At 37.6% G+C, this 19,154-nt stretch carries 19 protein-coding genes; 18 read left to right on the forward strand and 1 reads right to left on the reverse strand.

What is annotated here, in order from left to right; genetic code table 11:
* The first annotated feature begins 10 nt into the window (after positions 1-10).
* The 16 genes from ruvB to PECL_RS03495 all read left to right on the forward strand — a co-directional run bounded on the left by ruvB (position 11) and on the right by PECL_RS03495 (position 17,329).
* Entirely contained in the window at positions 11-1,027 is a 1,017-nt protein-coding gene (gene ruvB / locus PECL_RS03420; protein ID WP_014215203.1) for a Holliday junction branch migration DNA helicase RuvB, read from the forward strand.
* A gap of 11 nt (positions 1,028-1,038) precedes the next feature.
* Positions 1,039-2,073 carry a tRNA preQ1(34) S-adenosylmethionine ribosyltransferase-isomerase QueA gene (gene queA / locus PECL_RS03425; RefSeq protein WP_014215204.1) on the forward strand — a complete coding sequence of 345 codons (1,035 nt, stop codon included), beginning with the start codon at positions 1,039-1,041 and terminating at the stop codon, positions 2,071-2,073.
* A 16-nt stretch (positions 2,074-2,089) separates the two neighbouring features.
* Complete coding sequence (gene tgt / locus PECL_RS03430; protein ID WP_014215205.1) at positions 2,090-3,232, forward strand: tRNA guanosine(34) transglycosylase Tgt; 1,143 nt, start codon at positions 2,090-2,092, stop codon at positions 3,230-3,232.
* Between the two features lie 63 nt (positions 3,233-3,295).
* Positions 3,296-3,712 (forward strand): preprotein translocase subunit YajC, encoded by a 417-nt coding sequence (gene yajC / locus PECL_RS03435; RefSeq protein ID WP_014215206.1) that lies wholly within the window; start codon positions 3,296-3,298, stop codon positions 3,710-3,712.
* Positions 3,713-3,824: 112 nt separating this feature from the next.
* Positions 3,825-5,315 (forward strand): glucose-6-phosphate dehydrogenase, encoded by a 1,491-nt coding sequence (gene zwf, locus PECL_RS03440; RefSeq protein WP_014215207.1) that lies wholly within the window; start codon positions 3,825-3,827, stop codon positions 5,313-5,315.
* Positions 5,316-5,402: 87 nt separating this feature from the next.
* On the forward strand, positions 5,403-6,527 hold the full coding sequence (gene dinB, locus PECL_RS03445) for a DNA polymerase IV (RefSeq protein WP_041534585.1): 1,125 nt from the start codon (positions 5,403-5,405) through the stop codon (positions 6,525-6,527).
* Positions 6,528-6,569: 42 nt separating this feature from the next.
* Entirely contained in the window at positions 6,570-7,523 is a 954-nt protein-coding gene (locus PECL_RS03450) for a DHH family phosphoesterase (protein WP_014215209.1), read from the forward strand.
* A complete protein-coding gene (locus tag PECL_RS03455) occupies positions 7,523-8,887 on the forward strand; it encodes a DEAD/DEAH box helicase (protein WP_014215210.1) in 1,365 nt (454 codons plus the stop codon). The genes PECL_RS03450 and PECL_RS03455 overlap by 1 nt, the downstream gene beginning before the upstream one ends.
* Before the next feature lie 258 nt (positions 8,888-9,145).
* The gene (alaS, locus tag PECL_RS03460) at positions 9,146-11,782 is read left to right on the forward strand and encodes an alanine--tRNA ligase (protein WP_014215211.1); all 2,637 of its coding nucleotides are present in this window, start codon (positions 9,146-9,148) and stop codon (positions 11,780-11,782) included.
* Positions 11,783-11,855: 73 nt separating this feature from the next.
* Entirely contained in the window at positions 11,856-12,137 is a 282-nt protein-coding gene (locus PECL_RS03465; RefSeq protein ID WP_014215212.1) for an IreB family regulatory phosphoprotein, read from the forward strand.
* On the forward strand, positions 12,137-12,577 hold the full coding sequence (gene ruvX, locus PECL_RS03470) for a Holliday junction resolvase RuvX (RefSeq protein ID WP_014215213.1): 441 nt from the start codon (positions 12,137-12,139) through the stop codon (positions 12,575-12,577). The genes PECL_RS03465 and ruvX overlap by 1 nt, the downstream gene beginning before the upstream one ends.
* Before the next feature lie 10 nt (positions 12,578-12,587).
* A complete protein-coding gene (locus PECL_RS03475; RefSeq protein ID WP_014215214.1) occupies positions 12,588-12,893 on the forward strand; it encodes a DUF1292 domain-containing protein in 306 nt (101 codons plus the stop codon).
* A gap of 118 nt (positions 12,894-13,011) precedes the next feature.
* The gene (locus PECL_RS03480; protein WP_014215215.1) at positions 13,012-15,372 is read left to right on the forward strand and encodes an endonuclease MutS2; all 2,361 of its coding nucleotides are present in this window, start codon (positions 13,012-13,014) and stop codon (positions 15,370-15,372) included.
* Between the two features lie 88 nt (positions 15,373-15,460).
* Positions 15,461-15,781, forward strand: coding sequence for a thioredoxin (trxA, locus tag PECL_RS03485; RefSeq protein WP_014215216.1), 321 nt, complete (start codon positions 15,461-15,463; stop codon positions 15,779-15,781).
* A gap of 155 nt (positions 15,782-15,936) precedes the next feature.
* On the forward strand, positions 15,937-16,734 hold the full coding sequence (murI, locus tag PECL_RS03490; RefSeq protein WP_014215217.1) for a glutamate racemase: 798 nt from the start codon (positions 15,937-15,939) through the stop codon (positions 16,732-16,734).
* A gap of 7 nt (positions 16,735-16,741) precedes the next feature.
* Positions 16,742-17,329, forward strand: a complete 588-nt coding sequence (locus PECL_RS03495) for an XTP/dITP diphosphatase (protein ID WP_014215218.1) — start codon at positions 16,742-16,744, stop codon at positions 17,327-17,329.
* Between the two features lie 77 nt (positions 17,330-17,406).
* Here the strand turns inward: PECL_RS03495 and PECL_RS03500 are convergent, their stop codons facing one another.
* Positions 17,407-18,252 carry a mechanosensitive ion channel family protein gene (locus tag PECL_RS03500; protein ID WP_014215219.1) on the reverse strand — a complete coding sequence of 282 codons (846 nt, stop codon included), beginning with the start codon at positions 18,250-18,252 and terminating at the stop codon, positions 17,407-17,409.
* Between the two features lie 115 nt (positions 18,253-18,367).
* On the opposite strand from PECL_RS03500, the gene PECL_RS03505 reads away from it, so the two are divergent.
* Positions 18,368-18,790 carry a DUF948 domain-containing protein gene (locus PECL_RS03505; RefSeq protein ID WP_014215220.1) on the forward strand — a complete coding sequence of 141 codons (423 nt, stop codon included), beginning with the start codon at positions 18,368-18,370 and terminating at the stop codon, positions 18,788-18,790.
* Between the two features lie 17 nt (positions 18,791-18,807).
* Positions 18,808-19,143 (forward strand): hypothetical protein, encoded by a 336-nt coding sequence (locus PECL_RS03510; protein ID WP_014215221.1) that lies wholly within the window; start codon positions 18,808-18,810, stop codon positions 19,141-19,143.
* Positions 19,144-19,154 lie beyond the last annotated feature (11 nt).

Consider the following 19,154-nt stretch of genomic DNA (forward strand, 5'->3'; position numbering starts at 1 on the left):
GAGGAAGCCTATGAATGAAGATGAACGTGTTATTTCTTCCGAGATTCAAGACAACAGTGAAGAATCAGCAGAGAAATCACTACGTCCGCAAACTTTATCTCAGTACATTGGACAAGATCAGATTAAACATGAACTAAGTGTATATATTGAAGCAGCTAAGAATCGTAATGAAGCCTTGGACCACGTGCTTTTATATGGCCCTCCTGGATTGGGTAAAACGACGTTAGCAATGGTGATTGCACGTGAAATGGGAGTTAATATTCGAACAACTAGTGGTCCTGCGATTGAAAAGTCGGGAGATTTAGTGGCACTGTTAAATGAATTACAGCCGGGTGATATTCTATTTATTGATGAGATTCACCGATTACCTAAAATGGTTGAGGAAATGTTATATTCAGCGATGGAAGATTTCTTCGTTGACATAGTTGTGGGACAGGGACCAACCGCTCATCCCATTCATTTTCCCTTACCACCGTTTACTTTAATTGGGGCTACAACGAGAGCTGGAGTTTTGTCTGCACCATTGAGGGATCGCTTTGGAATTGTTGAGCATATGAATTATTATACTGAAAAAGATTTGACAGAAATAGTAAAGCGGTCAGCAGACATTTTTCAGACAAACATTAAAGATGAAGGTGCTCACGAGGTAGCTAGCCGTTCGCGTGGTACTCCGAGAATTGCTAATCGCTTGTTAAAACGAATTCGTGATTTTGCACAAGTAGAAAATATGAGTTCAATTAATCAGTCGATTGTTGATCGCTCGTTAAAGTTACTTGGAGTTGATGATCGTGGTTTAGACGAGGTTGATAAGAAAGTTTTAATGACTATGATCGAGTTGTATGGTGGAGGTCCCGTAGGAATAAAAACCATTGCGGCTAATATTGGTGAAGATAGTGAAACTATTTCTGAAATGTATGAACCTTATTTGTTACAGATTGGTTTTATCAAACGAACGCCAAGGGGAAGAATGGTAACGGACCGCGCGTATGAGCATTTTGGTATACCAAGTATTGATTCAAAGGAATAGGAGTTTTGAATATGACATTAACTGTTGATGATTTTGACTATGATTTACCGCATGAATTAATTGCACAAACACCAATTAAGGAACGAGATGCTTCCAGATTACTTGTTTTGGACCATAAAACAGGTGAAATGCAAGATAAACATTTCTATGATGTGATTGACCAACTAAATCCCGGTGATGCTGTCGTAATGAACAACTCTCGGGTTATGCCTGCTAGAATTTATGGAGTAAAAGGGGAAACTGGAGGGCATCTTGAAGTTCTGTTATTGCATAATATTGAGGGAGATCGATGGGAAACTTTAGTGAAACCAGCCAAAAGAGCAAAGGTTGGGACTGAGATAAATTTTGGGGATGGCGCTTTAAGGGCGACAGTGACAAAGGAACTTGAACATGGTGGACGAGAAATAGAATTTTCGTATGATGGTATTTTTATGGAAATTTTAAATCAACTTGGAGAAATGCCATTACCACCTTATATTAAGGAAAAATTGGACGACCAAGAGAGATATCAAACTGTTTACTCAAAAGAACCTGGCTCGGCAGCGGCCCCAACAGCTGGGTTGCATTGGACCAAGGAACTCTTGGATAAGGTGGAAGCTAAAGGAATTAAACTTGTTTATCTTACCTTACATGTTGGGTTGGGTACGTTTAGACCAGTTGATGAAGATAACATAGAAGATCATAAAATGCATAGTGAGTTCTACCAACTTTCTGAGGAATCTGCTAAGACACTTAACGATGTGCGAGCAAATGGTGGAAGGATTATTGCAACAGGGACAACTTCGATTAGAACTTTGGAAACAATTGGAACAAAGTTTGATGGTGAAATTAAGGCAGACAGTGGATGGACAGATATTTTTATTAAGCCCGGGTATGACTGGAAAGTTGTCGATGCATTTATAACTAATTTTCATTTACCCAAATCAACGTTAGTTATGCTAGTTGCGGCTTTCACGGGTCGTGATATGATCTTAAATGCTTACCAACACGCAATTGAAGAAAAATATCGTTTCTTCAGTTTTGGTGATGCGATGTTTATTAAATAACGAATGGAGAAATAAATTGGAACCAGCAATCAAGTACCGTTTGATTAAAACGGAAAAACATACTGGAGCAAGGCTTGGTGAAATAATTACGCCTCATGGAACATTTCCAACGCCTATTTTTATGCCTGTAGGTACGCAGGCAACGGTTAAAGCAATGTCGCCGGAAGAACTTAATGATTTAGGTGCAGACATTATTTTGGCAAATACTTACCATCTGTGGGAGCGTCCCGGTGAGGATATTGTAAAAGAAGCCGGTGGACTTCATAAGTTCATGAACTGGAATAAGGGGATTTTAACTGATTCTGGTGGCTTCCAAGTGTTTTCATTAGCTAAATTACGGGACATTACTGAAGAAGGCGTTCATTTCAGGAATGAATTAAATGGTGCAAAAATGTTTTTGTCACCAGAAAAGGCGATTCAAATTGAAAATGATCTAGGTCCTGATATTATGATGAGTTTCGACGAATGTCCTCCATATTTTGAGAGTTATGAATATGTTAAACATTCTGTTGAACGCACCAGTAGATGGGCTGAGCGAGGGCTAAAAGCACATCAAAATCCAGATACACAGGGATTGTTTGGAATTGTTCAGGGGGCCGGATTTGAGGATTTACGTAGGCAAAGCGCTAGCGACTTAGTTAGCCTTGATTTTCCTGGTTACTCTATTGGAGGTCTTTCGGTTGGTGAGTCTAAGGATGAGATGAACCGTGTTTTAGAGTTTACGACACCTATGTTGCCTGAAAACAAGCCTCGGTACTTAATGGGAGTGGGGTCTCCAGATTCACTAATTGATGGTGTAATACGTGGTGTTGACATGTTTGATTGTGTATTACCAACACGAATTGCTAGAAATGGTACATGTATGACGAGTCATGGCCGATTAGTGGTCAAAAATGCCAAATATGCCCGTGACTTCACCCCGCTTGATGACAATTGTACATGTTACACTTGTCGCAATTACACAAGAGCATACGTACGCCATTTATTAAAAACTGACGAAACCTTTGGGCTTAGACTGACAAGTATCCATAATGTTCATTTTTTGGTACATTTAATGCAAGATGTTCGTCAAGCAATTTTAGATGATAGCTTGCTGGAATTTAGACAATCGTTTTTTGATGAATACGGATATACTGAAAATCCTACTAAGAATTTTTAATCGGGTGGCTTAACGATGCTTTTTTTGTTAGAGTATACTTATAACAATAAATGAGGTGAAAATATGTTATTAGCTGCAGCAAATGGATTTGGTGGAATGAGTACAATTGTTTTCTTTATTTTGATCTTCGGATTAATGTATTTTATGATGATTCGTCCACAAAGAAAACAACAACAGAAACGTCAAGAAATGATGAATAAACTTAATGTTGGTGATCGAGTGGTTACGATTGGTCGTCTACATGGTGTGGTTGACGCAATTGATGATACTGAAAAAACAGTTACATTGGACTGTGATGGTGTATATTTAGTATTTGATCGTACAGCTATTATGCGAGTTGATCGTGAAGATTCAACTGAAAAAGTTCCAAACCAAGCAAGTGAAAAGCCAGTAGAAAGTTCCGATGAAGATAAAGATCACCAGGTTGAAGAACAACAAGATGGTGAAACAACTACTAGTGATAACGATTCTGAAAAATAAATACTAAAAAGTTGACACTTTGGGTACAAAGTTTCAACTTTTTTTGTTAAGGAAGTAGTATCATGTAGGAAGTAATTTTACTTTTAAGAATATGTGAATGGAGATTATAGTCATGGAACAGCGTGCTTTATTTATTATCTTTGGTGGAACAGGTGATTTGGCCTATAGAAAGTTGTATCCAGCACTGTTTAGTTTGTATGAGAAGGGATATTTGAAGGAACATTTTGCTGTAATTGGAACTGCAAGACGTCCCTGGACAGATGACCATTATCATGAGGTAGTTGTAAATTCAATTGATGACGCTGGACATGATGTGAGTCGAACAAATACAGAAATGGCAAGGAAATTTGCGAGTCATTTTTATTACCAATCACATAATGTTGATGATGCGAACCACTATGTTGCTTTGAAAGATCTAGCAAATAAGTTGGATGATCAGTATGAATTAAACGGAAATCGAATTTTTTATATGGCAATGGCTCCACAATTTTTTGGAACAATTGCTGGTCATTTAAAGGACCAAAATTTACTTACTGATAATGGTGGATTTAATCGTTTAATCATTGAGAAACCTTTTGGACGCGACTTTGAAACAGCTAAAGAATTAAATGATTCAATTTCAAAAGCCTTTAATGAAGAACAAATTTTCCGAATTGATCATTATTTAGGTAAGGATCCAATTCAATCAATTGCTTCATTACGTTTCAGTAATCCAATTATTAATGCACTTTGGAATAAAGAACATGTTGATAATATTCAGGTTACTCTAGCAGAATCCTTAGGAGTTGAGGAACGGGCTGGTTACTATGAAACAGCTGGAGCAATGCGGGATATGGTGCAAAATCACGTTTTGCAAGTGGTATCATTATTAACAATGAATCGACCGGAAATTTATGATGCTAAGCATCTACGTGAAAAGAAAGTTGAAGCATTGAATAACATTCAGCAATATACTGAGGAAGAAGCAAAGCAAAACTTTGTCAGAGGACAATACGGAGCAGATGAAATTGGAAGTCAACTGCCATACCGTGATGAAGAGGGAACTGCTGATGATTCTGAGATTGAAACTTATGTCGCTGGTAAGTTGGTAACTCATAATTCTGGTCTTGCAGGTGTTCCAATCTACATCAGGACCGGAAAGCGTCTCGCAAAGAAATCTACACAGGTTAATATCATTTTCAAGGGGCTTGATAAGAATATTTTTTCAGAGCTGACGGGAAAGAAAGAAATTCCTACCAATGTCCTTACCATTCATATTGAGCCTGACCAAGGATACACAATTGAGATGAGTTCTAAGAGTGGCAATCAAGGATATGATATTCAACCACATTATTTGCGTTTCCGAATGACGAGTGAAGAAAAAGCTAAGGTTCCAGATGCGTATGAAAAGTTAATCCATGACGCTCTTAAGGGCGATAAAACTAATTTTGCTCATTGGGATGAAGTTAGTCGTGCCTGGAAGTTAATGGATGTGGTTCGTAAGACATGGGATAATACAGTTCCAGAATTTCCCAATTATGTGAGTGGTTCAATGGGACCAAAGGCAGCAGATGATTTACTTGAGAGAGATGGACGTAAGTGGGAATTTAATCCACTTAAATAAAAACATTACAAGAACGACTGATGACGGCAGAAAGATGTTTTTGATGCCATACATTGGTCGTTTTTCTTGACGGGGAGATGATTAAAAATGGCAAAACAAATGGAATTTCCAATGAGAATAGATGATTCTAGAATGATAATTCACGTTGATATGGATGCTTTTTATGCCTCAATCGAAATGAGAGATGAGCCCATATATAAGACTAAGCCTTTAATTATTGCTCACGATCCAAGAACTAACGGGGGACACGGGGTAGTAGCAACTGCAAATTACGTTGCTCGTCAGTTTGGCGTGCATTCTGCAATGTCTGCTTCTGAAGCATTGGAACTATGTCCTGATGCCATTTTTAAGAAACCTGATTTTACAAAATATAGAGAAGTCTCACACCAAATTCATGAGATATTTCATGAATACACTGATGAAATTGAGCCCGTTGCCCTCGATGAAGCATATTTGGATGTAACAAATAATAAAAAAAATATGAGTGATTCTGTTTTAATCGCCCATGAAATTCAAAAAGAAATCTTTGCAAAAACAAATTTAACTTGTTCAACGGGAATATCCTATAATAAATTTTTGGCAAAACTTGCATCGGAGTATGAAAAACCAGTCGGGGTAGCAATGGTTTTTCCAGAAGATGTAACTGATTTTTTAAATGATATGCCTATTGAAAGTTTCAGAGGAGTTGGAAAGAAGACAATTCCTAAGATGCATGATTTGGGTGTTCACTTTGGACGTGATTTACTATCATTCTCGGAGAGCGATTTGATTCATTATTTTGGGAAATTTGGTTACGTTTTATATCGACAGGTTAGAGGAATTGATGATAGACCAGTTGCGTACCAACGAGAGCGTAAGTCGATTGGTAAGGAAGATACCTATATTAACCCACTAACAACTGATGAAGAAGTGGAACTACAGTTACGGATTATTGCCCAAAATCTTTTGAAATATGTAACAAATCAACAAAAGCATGGCAAAACAATTGTTTTAAAGCTTCGTTATACAGATTTTGAAACGATTACAAGACGAATAACTCTTGATGAATTTGTTCCTAATGATGCTGAAACGTATTATTTTTATGCGCGCCAGATTTTTGATGATGTTGGTAATTCAAGCCGTGGAATTAGGCTATTGGGTATAACGTTAACAAATTTAACTGATGTTAGTTACCAAGATGTTGTTTTACCGCTTTTTAAACGCCAAGATTAAAATTATGGTAAGCTTATTAAGGAAATTAGGAGTTGAATAATAATGGATATCCAAGAAGAAATTTTTAATCAAATTAAAAAATATAATAGAATTGTGATACATCGTCATCAGCGACCAGATCCAGATGCAATTGGGTCACAGATGGGCTTGGCAACAATTTTGCGTAATTCTTTTCCACATAAGCAAATCAAGGCAGTGGGTAAGCAAATTGACGGCCTAAGTTGGTTAGGCAGTATGGATCAGATTGACAATGATTTCTTTGATGATGCACTTGTAATTGTTGTTGACACAGCTAATCAGCCGAGAGTGGATGATCGGAGATATATAAATGGTTCAGAGATGGTTAAGATTGATCACCATCCAAATGATGATTCATTTGGTGATTTAGTTTGGGTTGAAGAATCTGCATCAAGTAGTTCAGAATTAATTTATGATTTCTATGATCGATTTAGTGATCAATTAACCTTTGATAAAGAGGCCGCTCGTTTACTATATGCTGGAATCGTTGGTGATACAGGAAGATTCCTGTATCCTGATACCAGCGCACATACACATGAAGTAGTTGCTAAGATGATGCAAACAGGATTTGATGTAGTGGGTGTTAACCAAACTTTGGATAGCATTTCAGAACCAGTTGCACGCTTGTCGGCTTACGTTTATGAGAATTTAAACATTGAAAAGAATGGAGCAGCGCACATTGTTCTTACCAATGATATTTTAGAAAAATTCGAACTAAAAGATGCTGGAACAGCTGGAATTGTTTCTTTACCTGGACGAATTGAAAATGTGAAGTGTTGGGCAATTTTTGTTGAACAACAGGATCATAGTTATCGTGTAAGACTGCGTTCCAAAGGACCAGTTATCAATGAACTGGCAAAAAAACACGATGGTGGAGGACACCCACTTGCAAGTGGAGCCAAAGCTGCAAACCAAGCAGAGATTGACGAAATTATATTGCAATTGAGTGAAATTGCTAACCGAAATGAGGATAATTAATGACAGATTTTAAAGATTTTAACTTGCGTCCCTTTTTATTGGATGCTGTAAAAGAGGCGGGGTTTAAGACGCCAACTCCCGTTCAGAAAAAAATAATACCCTTGATTGCTGCTGGAAAAAGTGTTGTTGGTCAATCTCAAACTGGTAGTGGAAAAACACATGCTTTTTTGCTTCCAATTTTTAATCAAATTGACCTATCACAAAATGCTATTCAAGCGGTTATTACAACGCCGAGTCGTGAACTAGCTTATCAGATTTATGAAGCTGCAAAACAGTTAGCGAGCAAATCAGAAACTCCCATTGAAATTGGAAATTATGTGGGTGGAACTGATAAGCAACGCCAAATTGACAAATTGGGACATCATCAACCACAAATTATTATCGGTACTCCAGGACGAGTGCTCGATCTACTAAAAGCAGGTGCAATAAAGCTACGTCAGGTCAAGTATATGGTTGTTGATGAAGCTGATATGACTTTAGATATGGGATTCTTAAACGAGGTTGATCAAATTGCATCTAGCATGCCAGAAGATTTACAAATGCTTGTATTCTCAGCTACAATTCCTCAATCGGTAAATGAGTTTTTAAGAAGATACATGGAAAATCCGGCGATTGAAGAAATTCCAACTGAAACAACAATTAGTCCAACCATTGATAATTATTTGATTTCTACTAAGGGTAGGGATAAGAATCAGCTGGTTTATAATTTACTAACAATGGGTGAACCGTATCTTGCGCTTGTATTCACTAATACTAAAGAGCGTGCTGATGAACTTACTGATTACTTGAAGCAACAAGGCTTAAAGGTAGCAAAAATTCACGGCGGAATTCAGCCACGTGAAAGAAAACGAATTATGAAGTCGATTCATCGATTGGATTATCAATATGTTGTTGCAACCGATCTCGCCGCAAGGGGCATTGATATTGAAGGTGTTTCGCTTGTAATTAACGATGATATTCCAACAGAATCGGAGTTTTTTGTACACCGTGTTGGAAGAACTGGGCGAAATGGCATGAGTGGTACGGCAATCACGTTGTATAAGCCTAGTGAAGAACCAAAGATTCAAGAAGTAGAACGAATGGGTGTTAAGTTTGAGCCTAAAAATCTTGTAAAGGGCGAGTTAGTTGATACCTATGACCGTAATCGAAGAAATAAGCGTACTAAAGATAAGAAGCAATTAGATCCAACTTTGCTCGGCATGGTTAAGAAGAAGAAAAAGAAGATCAAGCCTGGATATAAGCGTCGCATTAGAAAAGCAATTTCAGAAAAAGAAGTTCGTGATCGTCGTGTTGAACAACATCAAGATTTTAGAGCAGCTAAGCGCGCCAAAATGAAACAGATGAGAGCTAAGCGTAATAGGTAAATTGACTTTGATTTGTAAGTTTTCTATAATTTAAATTTGTAAAGGGATATATGTTAGTTTGATGTTCTTCAGAGACGTTGTGTTTGGTGTGAGCAACGGAACAGGCGCTAATATGCTACCCTCAAGGAAAATTTCGCGGCTCAGCGTTATCGAGATTATAAGAGGTATACGATTAAACATCGTTGCAAGTAAAGTGGTACCGCGTTTCGGCGTCTTTATTATTTTACTGGCATCGGTGTTTTTAATTTAGGAGGCAATATGGAACGTAAAACAAGTAGTGAAATTCGTAGAATGTACTTAGACTTCTTTAAAAGTAAGGGGCATGTTGTAGAACCAAGCGCTTCCCTAATACCACAGGATGATCCAACCTTACTCTGGATTAATTCTGGTGTGGCAACCATGAAAAAATATTTTGATGGTAGTGTTGTTCCTGACGTGCCACGTTTAACAAGTTCACAAAAAAGTATAAGAACTAATGATATTGAAAATGTTGGGCATACTGCAAGACATCACACTTTGTTTGAGATGCTTGGTAATTTTTCGGTTGGTGATTATTTCAAACAAGAGGCAATAACTTGGGCGTGGGAATTATTAACATCTAAAGATTGGTTTGGAATGGACCCAGATAGACTATTTATAACGGTTTACCCAAAAGATCAAGAAGCTAAAAATATTTGGCTTGAGACTGGGGTTGATCCAACACACATTATTGAAGTCGAAGACAACTTCTGGGATATTGGTGAAGGCCCAAGTGGACCAGACTCTGAAATCTTTTATGATCGAGGAGAAAGCTTTAATAATCTAAAAGAGGATGATCCCGAAAACTATCCCGGTGGGGAAAATGAGCGTTGGCTTGAGATTTGGAACATTGTATTTTCACAATTTAATCATGAACCCGATGGAAGTTATCAACCATTACCACATAAAAACATTGATACTGGTATGGGTCTAGAGCGAGTTGTTTCAGTGTTTCAAGATGCACCAACTAATTTTGAAACGGATCTATTTTTACCAATTATTCACAAAACAGAACAGTTAAGTGGGAAAAAATATGGAGATAGTAAAGAGCAAGATGTTTCATTCAAAGTAATTGCTGATCATGCTCGTGCTATTACTTTTGCAATTGGCGATGGTGCAATCCCATCTAATGAAGGACGTGGATACGTTATCCGCCGTTTAATTCGTCGTGCGGTTATGCATGGAAAGAAATTAGGTATTGATGAAGCCTTTTTATTCAAATTAGTACCAGTTGTCGGCGATATTATGAAGGACTATTACCCCGAGGTGCTTGGTGAAAAAGAATATATTTCAAAGGTTGTTAAGTCTGAAGAGGATCGTTTTAATGAAACCTTAACAGACGGTATTCAATTATTGAATAATTTAATTGAAAAAGCCAAAGCCGACAGTTCAAATCAGATTTCTGGTAAGGATGCTTTTAAGCTTTTTGATACTTACGGTTTCCCCTTAGAATTGGCTAAAGAGTATGCCGACGATGAGAATGTTAACATCAATGAAGAGGAATTTGAAAATGAGATGCAACAACAAAAAAATCGTGCACGCTCGGCGCGATCAACCTCTGTATCAATGGGAGTACAGTCTGAATTATTGACAGATCTTAAAACCGAAAGTAAATATGTAGGTTATACGGATTTAAATGTTGATGGTGCCGTTCTTAAAGATATTATTCAAAATGATCAATTGGTAGATAAGGTTGAAACAGGTTCAGCACAGGTTATTTTTGATGTAACGCCATTTTACGCTGAAATGGGTGGTCAGGTTGCAGATGTCGGCGAAATTAAAAACAGCGATGGTGAAGTAGTTGCAGAGGTTGAAGACGTACAACATGCCCCTAATGGCCAAAATTTACACACAATTAAGGTCTTACAAACAATGAGTAAAGAAGAATCTTATAATTTGGAAGTTAACCGAGTATTCCATTTGAAAGTTGAGAAAAATCATACTGCGACACATCTTTTAGATCAATCATTGCGTAACGTTTTAGGAGATCACACTCAACAGGCAGGATCTTTGGTTGAACCTGGGTATTTGCGCTTTGACTTTACTCACTTTGGTCAAGTTACTAATGAGGATCTTGCCAAGGTTGAAAAAATGGTTAACGATAAAATCTATGAAGAAATTCAGGTTTCAACTGTCGAAACAGATCTTGAAAGTGCTAAAAAAATGGGGGCAATTGCCCTATTTAGTGAAAAGTATGGAAAAAGGGTTCGAGTTGTGAGCATTGGTGATTTTTCGATTGAATTTTGTGGTGGTACCCATGTGAAGAATACAAATGAAATTGGTTTATTTAAGATTGTTTCGGAATCTGGAGTGGGTGCTGGTGTTAGAAGAATCGAAGCAGTGACTTCGCAAGCAGCTTTCGAGTTCTTAACCTCCGAAGAAAACACTTTGAAGGAAACAGCTGGATTGTTGCGCGCTCCACAACTAAAAGATGTTCCTTCTAAAGTTGAACAGTTACAGAATTCGGTAAAAGATTTATCGCAACAAGTTCAAAAATTAGAAAATAAAGTTGCCTCAGAGCAGGCTGCAGATATTTTTAATAATGTTGAAACAATTGGTAACATCAAGGTTATTGCTGCAGAAGTTCAAGTTTCGGGTATGGAGCAGTTAAGGCAAATGGCTGATGATTGGAAGAACAAACAGTTATCGGATGTTTTAGTGTTAGGTGCCCAAGTTGGAGAAAAAGCTAATTTACTTGTTTCAGTTAGTGAGCAACAAGTTAAAAACGGAATTAAAGCTGGCGATATTATTAAACAAATTGCACCTAAGATCAACGGTGGTGGTGGTGGTCGTCCAAACATGGCCCAGGCCGGTGGATCAAACCCAGCAGGAATCCCAAATGCTTTGAAAATGTTACAAGAAGTTCTTGCCAATTAGTTGAGTATATTCGTTGTGCTTTATTTAAAAATAAAGTAGAATTACTATTAGTATGGAATAGGAGGTGCCAATAATGGGAAAACTCGATGAAACAATGTTTTTTGATTTTGGTAATAGTCAGTCTGAAGATGTCCGTGAGACTTTAAAAACTGTGTACGATGCCCTTGCAGAGAAGGGATATAATCCAATTGACCAAATTGTTGGATATCTGATTTCTGGTGATCCAGCATATATTCCCCGGCTAAATGATGCACGAAACTTAATTCGAAAACATCAACGTGATGAGATTATAGAAGAATTGGTGCGTTTCTACCTAGCAGATCAAGCAAAAGATACAGATAAGGACCAAAAGTAATGCGGTTAATGGGATTAGACGTAGGATCAAGAACAGTTGGAATTGCAGTGAGTGACCAACTAGGTTGGACTGCCCAAGGAGTTGAAATCATCCGAATTAATGAGGATGAACAAAAATTTGGAATTGAACGTTTGAAGGAATTAGTTAATCAGTATGAAGTCGCTGGTTTTGTAATTGGACTTCCAAAGAATATGAATAATTCTGAGGGACCCAGAGCAGAGGCTGCTCGTGATTATGGAAAATTAGTGACGGATACATTCGGTCTTCCAATTGATTTTCAAGATGAACGTTTAACAACTGTTGAAGCTGAACGAATGTTGGTTGAGCAGGCAGATACATCGCGATCAAAACGCAAAAAAGTAATTGATAAGTTAGCAGCTAGTTTAATTCTAGAAAACTACTTAGGTCGTCAAGGCAAGTTGCTTACTCAATTGAAATGAGGAATGTCAGATGAATAACAATGAGAATGAAGAAGAACAACAAATTACCTTAGTGGATGATCATGGTAACGAAGAATTGTATAACGTATTGTTTACGTTTGACTCTGAAGACTACGGTCGGTCATACGTACTTCTATATCCTTCAGAGTCAGCTGAAGATGAAGAAGTGGACATCCAGGCTTACGCGTTCACTCCCGATGAGAATCAGGACCTGGGTGAGGGTGAGTTAATTCCCATTGAATCAGATGACGAATGGGATATGGTTGAGGAAGTATTGAATACTTTTCTTGGTGATCAGGATGAAGACAACCAGTAGGTTGATGCATTCTGGAGTTGAAAACCGTATGAAATAATTGTTCGGATAAAAGAAGGGCTGCAGCAAAACATTGTTTTGTCACAGTCCTCTTTTGCTATAATAATTGATAGGAAAAAATATGAATAATAAAATTTTAAAAACTTTAGAGTATTCAAAAATTAAAAGTGAAATAAATGAATTTATAGGAACAGCAAGTGGTAGAACAGAATTAAACGAAATGGTTCCTGCAGTTGAGCACAGTCTGGTTCAAAACGCGCTTACAGAGACATTGGACGCGGTTAATATCAATCGTGTTAAGGGAGGAATTCCGGTTCCACGGTTAGCAGATATTTCAGAAGCATTGAAACGTCTCAAGATTGATGCCGTTCTAAATGGACAGGAGTTATCCCAAATTGGTAATGTGCTACGTACGACCCGAAATGTCACTGATTTTTTTAGTGATTTGGAAAATGATGACCAACTGGACATGAGAATTTTGGATCAAACCTCTCAAGAGTTAGTGACTGTTCCAGATGTTGAACAAAGGCTTTCAAGATCACTTGAAGGAAACGGACATTTAACTAATGCAGCATCGCCTGATTTAGCATATTTACGGAGTACCATTACCAGAATTGAAAATGAAATTCGACAAAAAATGGAAAAATTAACCCGCGGGAATAACGCTAAGTATTTGAGTGAACCGATTGTGACAATTCGTAATGAACGTTTCGTATTACCGGTTAAAACAGAATACCGTAGTAAGCTAGGCGGGGTTGTTCATGACCAAAGTGCTTCTGGTCAAACTCTGTATATTGAACCGGAAGCAGTAGTTGAGCTGAATAACGATTTGAGGCAGAATCAAGTGGCAGTCGTCCATGAGGAACAGCGAATTTTTCAAGAATTATCAGAGCTAGTTGCGCCTCATCGAGATACTTTAAAGCAAAATGATCATATCTTAGGACATTTTGATCTTCTAAATGCTAAGGCACGTTACGCTGCTAAAATCAAGGCGACAGAGCCCAAAATTTCTGAAGATAATCAAATTAATTTAAGAAAAGCACGCCATCCGTTGATTGATCCTAAAAGGGTTGTTGGCAATGATATTCGACTTGGAAAAGATTTTAAAACACTGATTATTACTGGGCCGAATACGGGGGGAAAGACAATTTCTTTAAAGACGGTCGGATTACTTCAGCTAATGGGGCAATCAGGTATTTTTATTCCAGCCAACGAGAATAGTACGATTGGTATTTTTGATGAGATCTTTGCTGATATCGGAGATGAACAATCCATCGAACAGAATTTAAGTACTTTCTCGTCACACATGGATAATATTATTCATATTTTGGCACAAATCGATAATAATTCTCTAGTACTTTTTGATGAATTGGGCGCCGGAACGGATCCCAAAGAGGGTGCAGCACTAGCTATTGCAATCCTTGATGATGTACGTAATCACGCTTCTTTAGTCATGGCGACTACACATTATCCAGAACTTAAAACATATGGTTATGAACGTTCTGAAACAATTAATGCAAGTATGGAATTTAATGTTGAAACGTTAAAGCCTACTTACAAATTATTAATTGGAATTCCCGGTCAGAGTAATGCGTTCGATATTTCAAGTAGATTGGGCCTGGACAACCGGTTAATATCGCAGGCTCGTGATTTGGTTGACCAAGATAGCCAAGATCTAAATAATATGATTAAAGATTTGACAGATCGTCAGCGTAAGGTTGATAAGCTTTACGATCAATTGGATAATACGGTTGGACAAGCTTCAGGCTATCAAAAAACGATTGTTGACGAACTTAATACCTTGAACAATCGGCGTGCTCAACTTCTTGAACAGGCAAAGGAGGAAGCTAACCGAATTGTTGATAACAGTAAGTCAGAAGCAGATGGAATAATTAAACGACTAAGAAAAATGGAAAGCGCTGGAGTTGCCTTTAGAGAAAATGACTTAATTGAAGCTAAAAGTAATATTAATGCGCTTAGACAAGAATCCAACTTGAAACGTAATAAGGTATTACGTCGTGCTAAAAATAAGCAAACATTTCACGTTAATGATGAGGTCATTGTTTCCAGTTATGGACAACGTGGCGAACTACTCCGAAAAGTTGACGATAAACATTGGGAAGTTCAAATGGGAATCATTAAAATGAAAGTCTCAACAGATGAGATGGAAAAGGTGGATCCTGAAAAGAGCAAACCAGTCAGTCATCGCGCAAGCGTTCAAAGAACCGGGTCGGCAGGTATCAGGGCTACATTGGACTTGCGTGGGAAACGTTATGAAGAAGCTATGACCGAAACTGATCGTTATATTGATGCTGCCTTACTTGCAGGATATGACCAGGTGACAATTATTCATGGTAAAGGGACTGGTGCTTTAAGAACCGGAATTACGAAGTATTTACAGAGTAATCGCAGAATAAAGGGATTTGAGTATGCACCTGCCAACGCAGGCGGAAATGGTGCCACGATTGTTAAGTTAAAGTGATTTTAATTATTTTTAGTAAGCAAAATTGTTTTATTTATTGTCTGAAACTGATAAAATTTAGAATATCAAGAAGAAAGAGGCGATTTGAATGGTTGAAGCAGTTACTGATTCAAATTTTGATGAGAAGACTAAGGATGGCGTTACGCTAACTGATTTTTGGGCAACCTGGTGTGGTCCTTGTCGTATGCAATCTCCAGTTGTTGAGCAGTTGGCAGATGAGATGAGTGATAAAGTTTCGTTTAGTAAGATGGACGTTGATGAAAATCCTGAGACTGCTCGCAGCTTTGGTATTATGAGTATTCCAACCCTTCTTGTAAAAAAGGATGGAGCAGTTGTTGATACAATTGTGGGATATCATTCTAAAGAGCAGCTTGCAAAAATCTTGGACCAATATGTTCAAGAAGCGTAGGTTGTAAATTAATTAATATGAGGGCGGTAGTTGTTTGAACTACCGCTTTTTTGATACTCAAAACTTTAATTAGCCAGGAAGATCACTGTACTAAATAACCAAAAAGAGAATTTTTTGGTAAAATGAATGAATAAGGTTTGAATGGGGGTAGAGAGATGATTGAAAATCCAATTGGAATGATGGATTCAGGAGTCGGTGGTTTAACTGTCTTAAAGGTTGGAAAAAATATATTGCCAAATGAAGACTTTATCTATATTGGTGATGAAGCGCGAGTGCCTTATGGTCCACGCGAACCCCAGCAGGTTCTTCAGTTTACTAATCAAATGGCAGATTTTTTATTGAAGCAACAAGTAAAAGCAATTGTCATAGCCTGCAATACGGCATCAGCCGTTGGCGCTGATGAATTGGAGGAACAACTGGATATACCAGTGATCGGGATGATTAAGCCAGGAGCCACTTCTGCAGTTAATACAACCAAAAACGGACGGATTGGCATTATTGCAACAGAGGGAACTGTAAAGTCACATGTTTATACGAATATGATTTTAGAAAACAATTCAAGTTTGAGAGTTCAGGAACAGGCTTGTCAGGAGTTTGTGTCATTAGTCGAGAATAATGAGCTATCTGGTAGACGAGTTGAAAGTATTGTACATGATTCCTTGGCTAGCTTTAAAGAATCCGGAATTGATACCTTGGTATTGGGATGTACGCATTTCCCCTTATTAAGAGATGTTATTCAAGAAGAGGTTGGCTCTCAGGTTCAACTAGTCGATCCGGGTCTTGAAGCTATGAAAATTATGAGAAGTTACTTAGCCGAGGATGATGAATTACAAACTCAAAATGTAACTGCTAAGATTTCTTTGAATACGACGGCAAACCAAGTAAGTTTTACAAAAATTGCTGATCAGGTTATCTCAGGTAGTAAACAAATAAATACGGTTAAATTAGGTTAAAACAAATATGAAAAAATCGATTATAATTGCGTCAAATAATGCAGGAAAAGTACGTGAATTTAAAAATGCATTAACTAATTTTGAAATTAAATCACTTGGGGATATCGGAATTGAGTCAGAGGTTAAGGAAAACGGATTAACTTTTGAGGAAAATGCTAGATTAAAGGCAGATGCTTACAGTAAGTTAACTGGGTTGCCCGTAATTGCTGATGATTCAGGTTTACAGGTAGATGCTTTAAATGGTCGGCCGGGCGTTTTTTCTGCTCGTTATGCTGGAGATCATAATGACGCAGCTAATAATGCCAAAATACTGACAGAATTAGGAGGACTTCCATCAGAGAAGCGAAAAGCTACTTTTCATACGACCCTGATCTTTAAGACACCTGATGGGGAAGAAGTTATTGCAAATGGTGATTTAAAGGGACGGATTTTAAGTGTTCCTCGCGGGAAAAATGGGTTTGGCTATGATCCGTTATTTTTTGTTCCAACTTTGGGTAAATCACTGGCAGAGCTAACGGTTGACCAAAAGAATAAGATTAGTCATCGGGCCTTGGCTATTCAAGAATTGGTACCACTACTACAAAAATATCAATAAAAAATCAGTTTCAAGAGCAAGTTAACTTGCCCATGAAACTGATTTTTGGTTGCTTTATTGTATTTTGAAACTATTTATTACTTGCTAAGGACTGAAATTTGCTTTTCTCGCAATGCTTGTAATATTTTATCGAGAACCATTGTTTGCATAGCTGCCTGATAGCCGCGGGAAACCTTGAAGCTAACTTTAATACCAATTGAATGTGAATCATCATCATAAAATGGAGCCAATATAACAGGTTTAGATTTTATTTTTTCTTCTGTCTGATGTAGATGGCCAAGTGATTCACGTAAGGCAGTTTTGGCTATTTCTATGCTATCCAAATTTTCAATTAAGAAAAATACGGAAGTGCTTTGTGGACCTCTTGAGTGGTTGGAAATAGTAGTGATAGATCTATTCGGAATATAATGCACGGTTCCATCTGCATCCAAAAGTTGGATTGAGCGCAGCCCAATTGCAGTTACAGTTCCTTCAATAGTCATCATAGTGACATTATCGCCGACCCGCAACTGTCCCTCTAACAGAATGCTAACACCATTTATTAGATCAGAAACAAGCCCTTGTGCACCAAGCCCAATAGCGATACTGACAATACCGGCACCAGCAATCAGTGTACTAACTGGTACGCCAATATTTGATAGAATAAGATAAACATAGAAAAAAATAATGGAATATTTAAACACATTCATTGCCACGGTGAAAATAGTATCTCCACGAGCGTTACCACCGTTAATGGTACGATACTGCGCAAGTAATTTGTTTAAAATCGATTTTCCAATACGATTTAAGGCTAAAAAAATTATAGTAATTATTATTATTTGAAAAAGATGGGTGAGCAATAAGTCTCCAATATTTTTCCAATTTATTTTATTTAATTGATTTTGGATAGGTCCAAATTTTGCTAATAGATTTAAATTAAACATACTTTTCTCCTTTGAGCTTACTTTAATTTTATCACATAGTTTCCGTTGGTTTTCATTGCACTAAAACGTATTGAATGATATTCTTTAGACATATTAAATTAGAGGAGGGTCTGAAATGACTGGAGGCGGAATTGCAGCCATTATTGCTGCTGTCGCTCTACTAGTGTTAGTTCTATTCATTGGACTGGTACTGGTCAATGCGTCAAAAACTTTAGGTGAAATCAATAAAAGTTTGTCGGTTGTTACTCGGGATGTGGACTTGATTTCACACGAAGCGGAAGACATTATGGCGAACGCTAATGATTTACTAAAAGATGTGAATGGAAAGGTGGCAACAATTGATCCACTGTTTCAGGCAATTGCAGATCTAAGTGAATCAACATCTGATTTGAATAATGCTACCCGTAATCTTGCTGGTAAGGTTACGTCAACTGGAAAAAGTAAAAATACAGGTAAGGTAGCAACAGCGGTGAGCGTTGGTAAGAGTGCGGTAGACATGTATCGTAATCGTAAGGAAAAGAAAACTCAATCTAAATAAATTTGGAGGTATGTGTTATGGCTAAAGCAAGCTTTTTACTTGGTGCGATTGTTGGTGGAGCTGCAGCAGTTGCAGCAACCTTAAAACTAACGGGTGTTGAACCTGAAGAATTGAAGGGTGCAGTCGCCAATAAAATATCTGAATTTAAGGAACAATCGGATTTTGATCCAGAAAATTTAAAATCGCGTGCAGGATCCTCAGTTGAAGAATTACGTCAAAGAGGGATTGATCTAGCAAATCGAGCAAATCAGAAGTTTAACGGGGATATCGCTGAAGAAGAAAACATTGTGGTTGATAACACGAAACAATACGATCAACCAACTGAAGTATTTATGCCTCATAAGGAAAAATAAAACTCAAAAAT

This window comes from Pediococcus claussenii ATCC BAA-344 (assembly GCF_000237995.1).
Classification (GTDB): Bacteria; Bacillota; Bacilli; order Lactobacillales; family Lactobacillaceae; genus Pediococcus; species Pediococcus claussenii.

Excerpts from the sequence above, each read along its gene's own strand:
- ruvB (WP_014215203.1), top strand. The coding sequence starts at position 11 with ATGAATGAAGATGAACGTGTTATTTCTTCCGAGATTCAAGACAACAGT.
- queA (WP_014215204.1), top strand. The coding sequence starts at position 1,039 with ATGACATTAACTGTTGATGATTTTGACTATGATTTACCGCATGAATTA.
- yajC (WP_014215206.1), top strand. The coding sequence starts at position 3,296 with ATGTTATTAGCTGCAGCAAATGGATTTGGTGGAATGAGTACAATTGTT.
- zwf (WP_014215207.1), top strand. The coding sequence starts at position 3,825 with ATGGAACAGCGTGCTTTATTTATTATCTTTGGTGGAACAGGTGATTTG.
- dinB (WP_041534585.1), top strand. The coding sequence starts at position 5,403 with ATGGCAAAACAAATGGAATTTCCAATGAGAATAGATGATTCTAGAATG.
- PECL_RS03450 (WP_014215209.1), top strand. The coding sequence starts at position 6,570 with ATGGATATCCAAGAAGAAATTTTTAATCAAATTAAAAAATATAATAGA.
- PECL_RS03455 (WP_014215210.1), top strand. The coding sequence starts at position 7,523 with ATGACAGATTTTAAAGATTTTAACTTGCGTCCCTTTTTATTGGATGCT.
- alaS (WP_014215211.1), top strand. The coding sequence starts at position 9,146 with ATGGAACGTAAAACAAGTAGTGAAATTCGTAGAATGTACTTAGACTTC.
- PECL_RS03465 (WP_014215212.1), top strand. The coding sequence starts at position 11,856 with ATGGGAAAACTCGATGAAACAATGTTTTTTGATTTTGGTAATAGTCAG.
- ruvX (WP_014215213.1), top strand. The coding sequence starts at position 12,137 with ATGCGGTTAATGGGATTAGACGTAGGATCAAGAACAGTTGGAATTGCA.
- PECL_RS03475 (WP_014215214.1), top strand. The coding sequence starts at position 12,588 with ATGAATAACAATGAGAATGAAGAAGAACAACAAATTACCTTAGTGGAT.
- PECL_RS03480 (WP_014215215.1), top strand. The coding sequence starts at position 13,012 with ATGAATAATAAAATTTTAAAAACTTTAGAGTATTCAAAAATTAAAAGT.
- trxA (WP_014215216.1), top strand. The coding sequence starts at position 15,461 with ATGGTTGAAGCAGTTACTGATTCAAATTTTGATGAGAAGACTAAGGAT.
- murI (WP_014215217.1), top strand. The coding sequence starts at position 15,937 with ATGATTGAAAATCCAATTGGAATGATGGATTCAGGAGTCGGTGGTTTA.
- PECL_RS03495 (WP_014215218.1), top strand. The coding sequence starts at position 16,742 with ATGAAAAAATCGATTATAATTGCGTCAAATAATGCAGGAAAAGTACGT.
- PECL_RS03500 (WP_014215219.1), bottom strand. The coding sequence starts at position 18,252 with ATGTTTAATTTAAATCTATTAGCAAAATTTGGACCTATCCAAAATCAA.
- PECL_RS03505 (WP_014215220.1), top strand. The coding sequence starts at position 18,368 with ATGACTGGAGGCGGAATTGCAGCCATTATTGCTGCTGTCGCTCTACTA.
- PECL_RS03510 (WP_014215221.1), top strand. The coding sequence starts at position 18,808 with ATGGCTAAAGCAAGCTTTTTACTTGGTGCGATTGTTGGTGGAGCTGCA.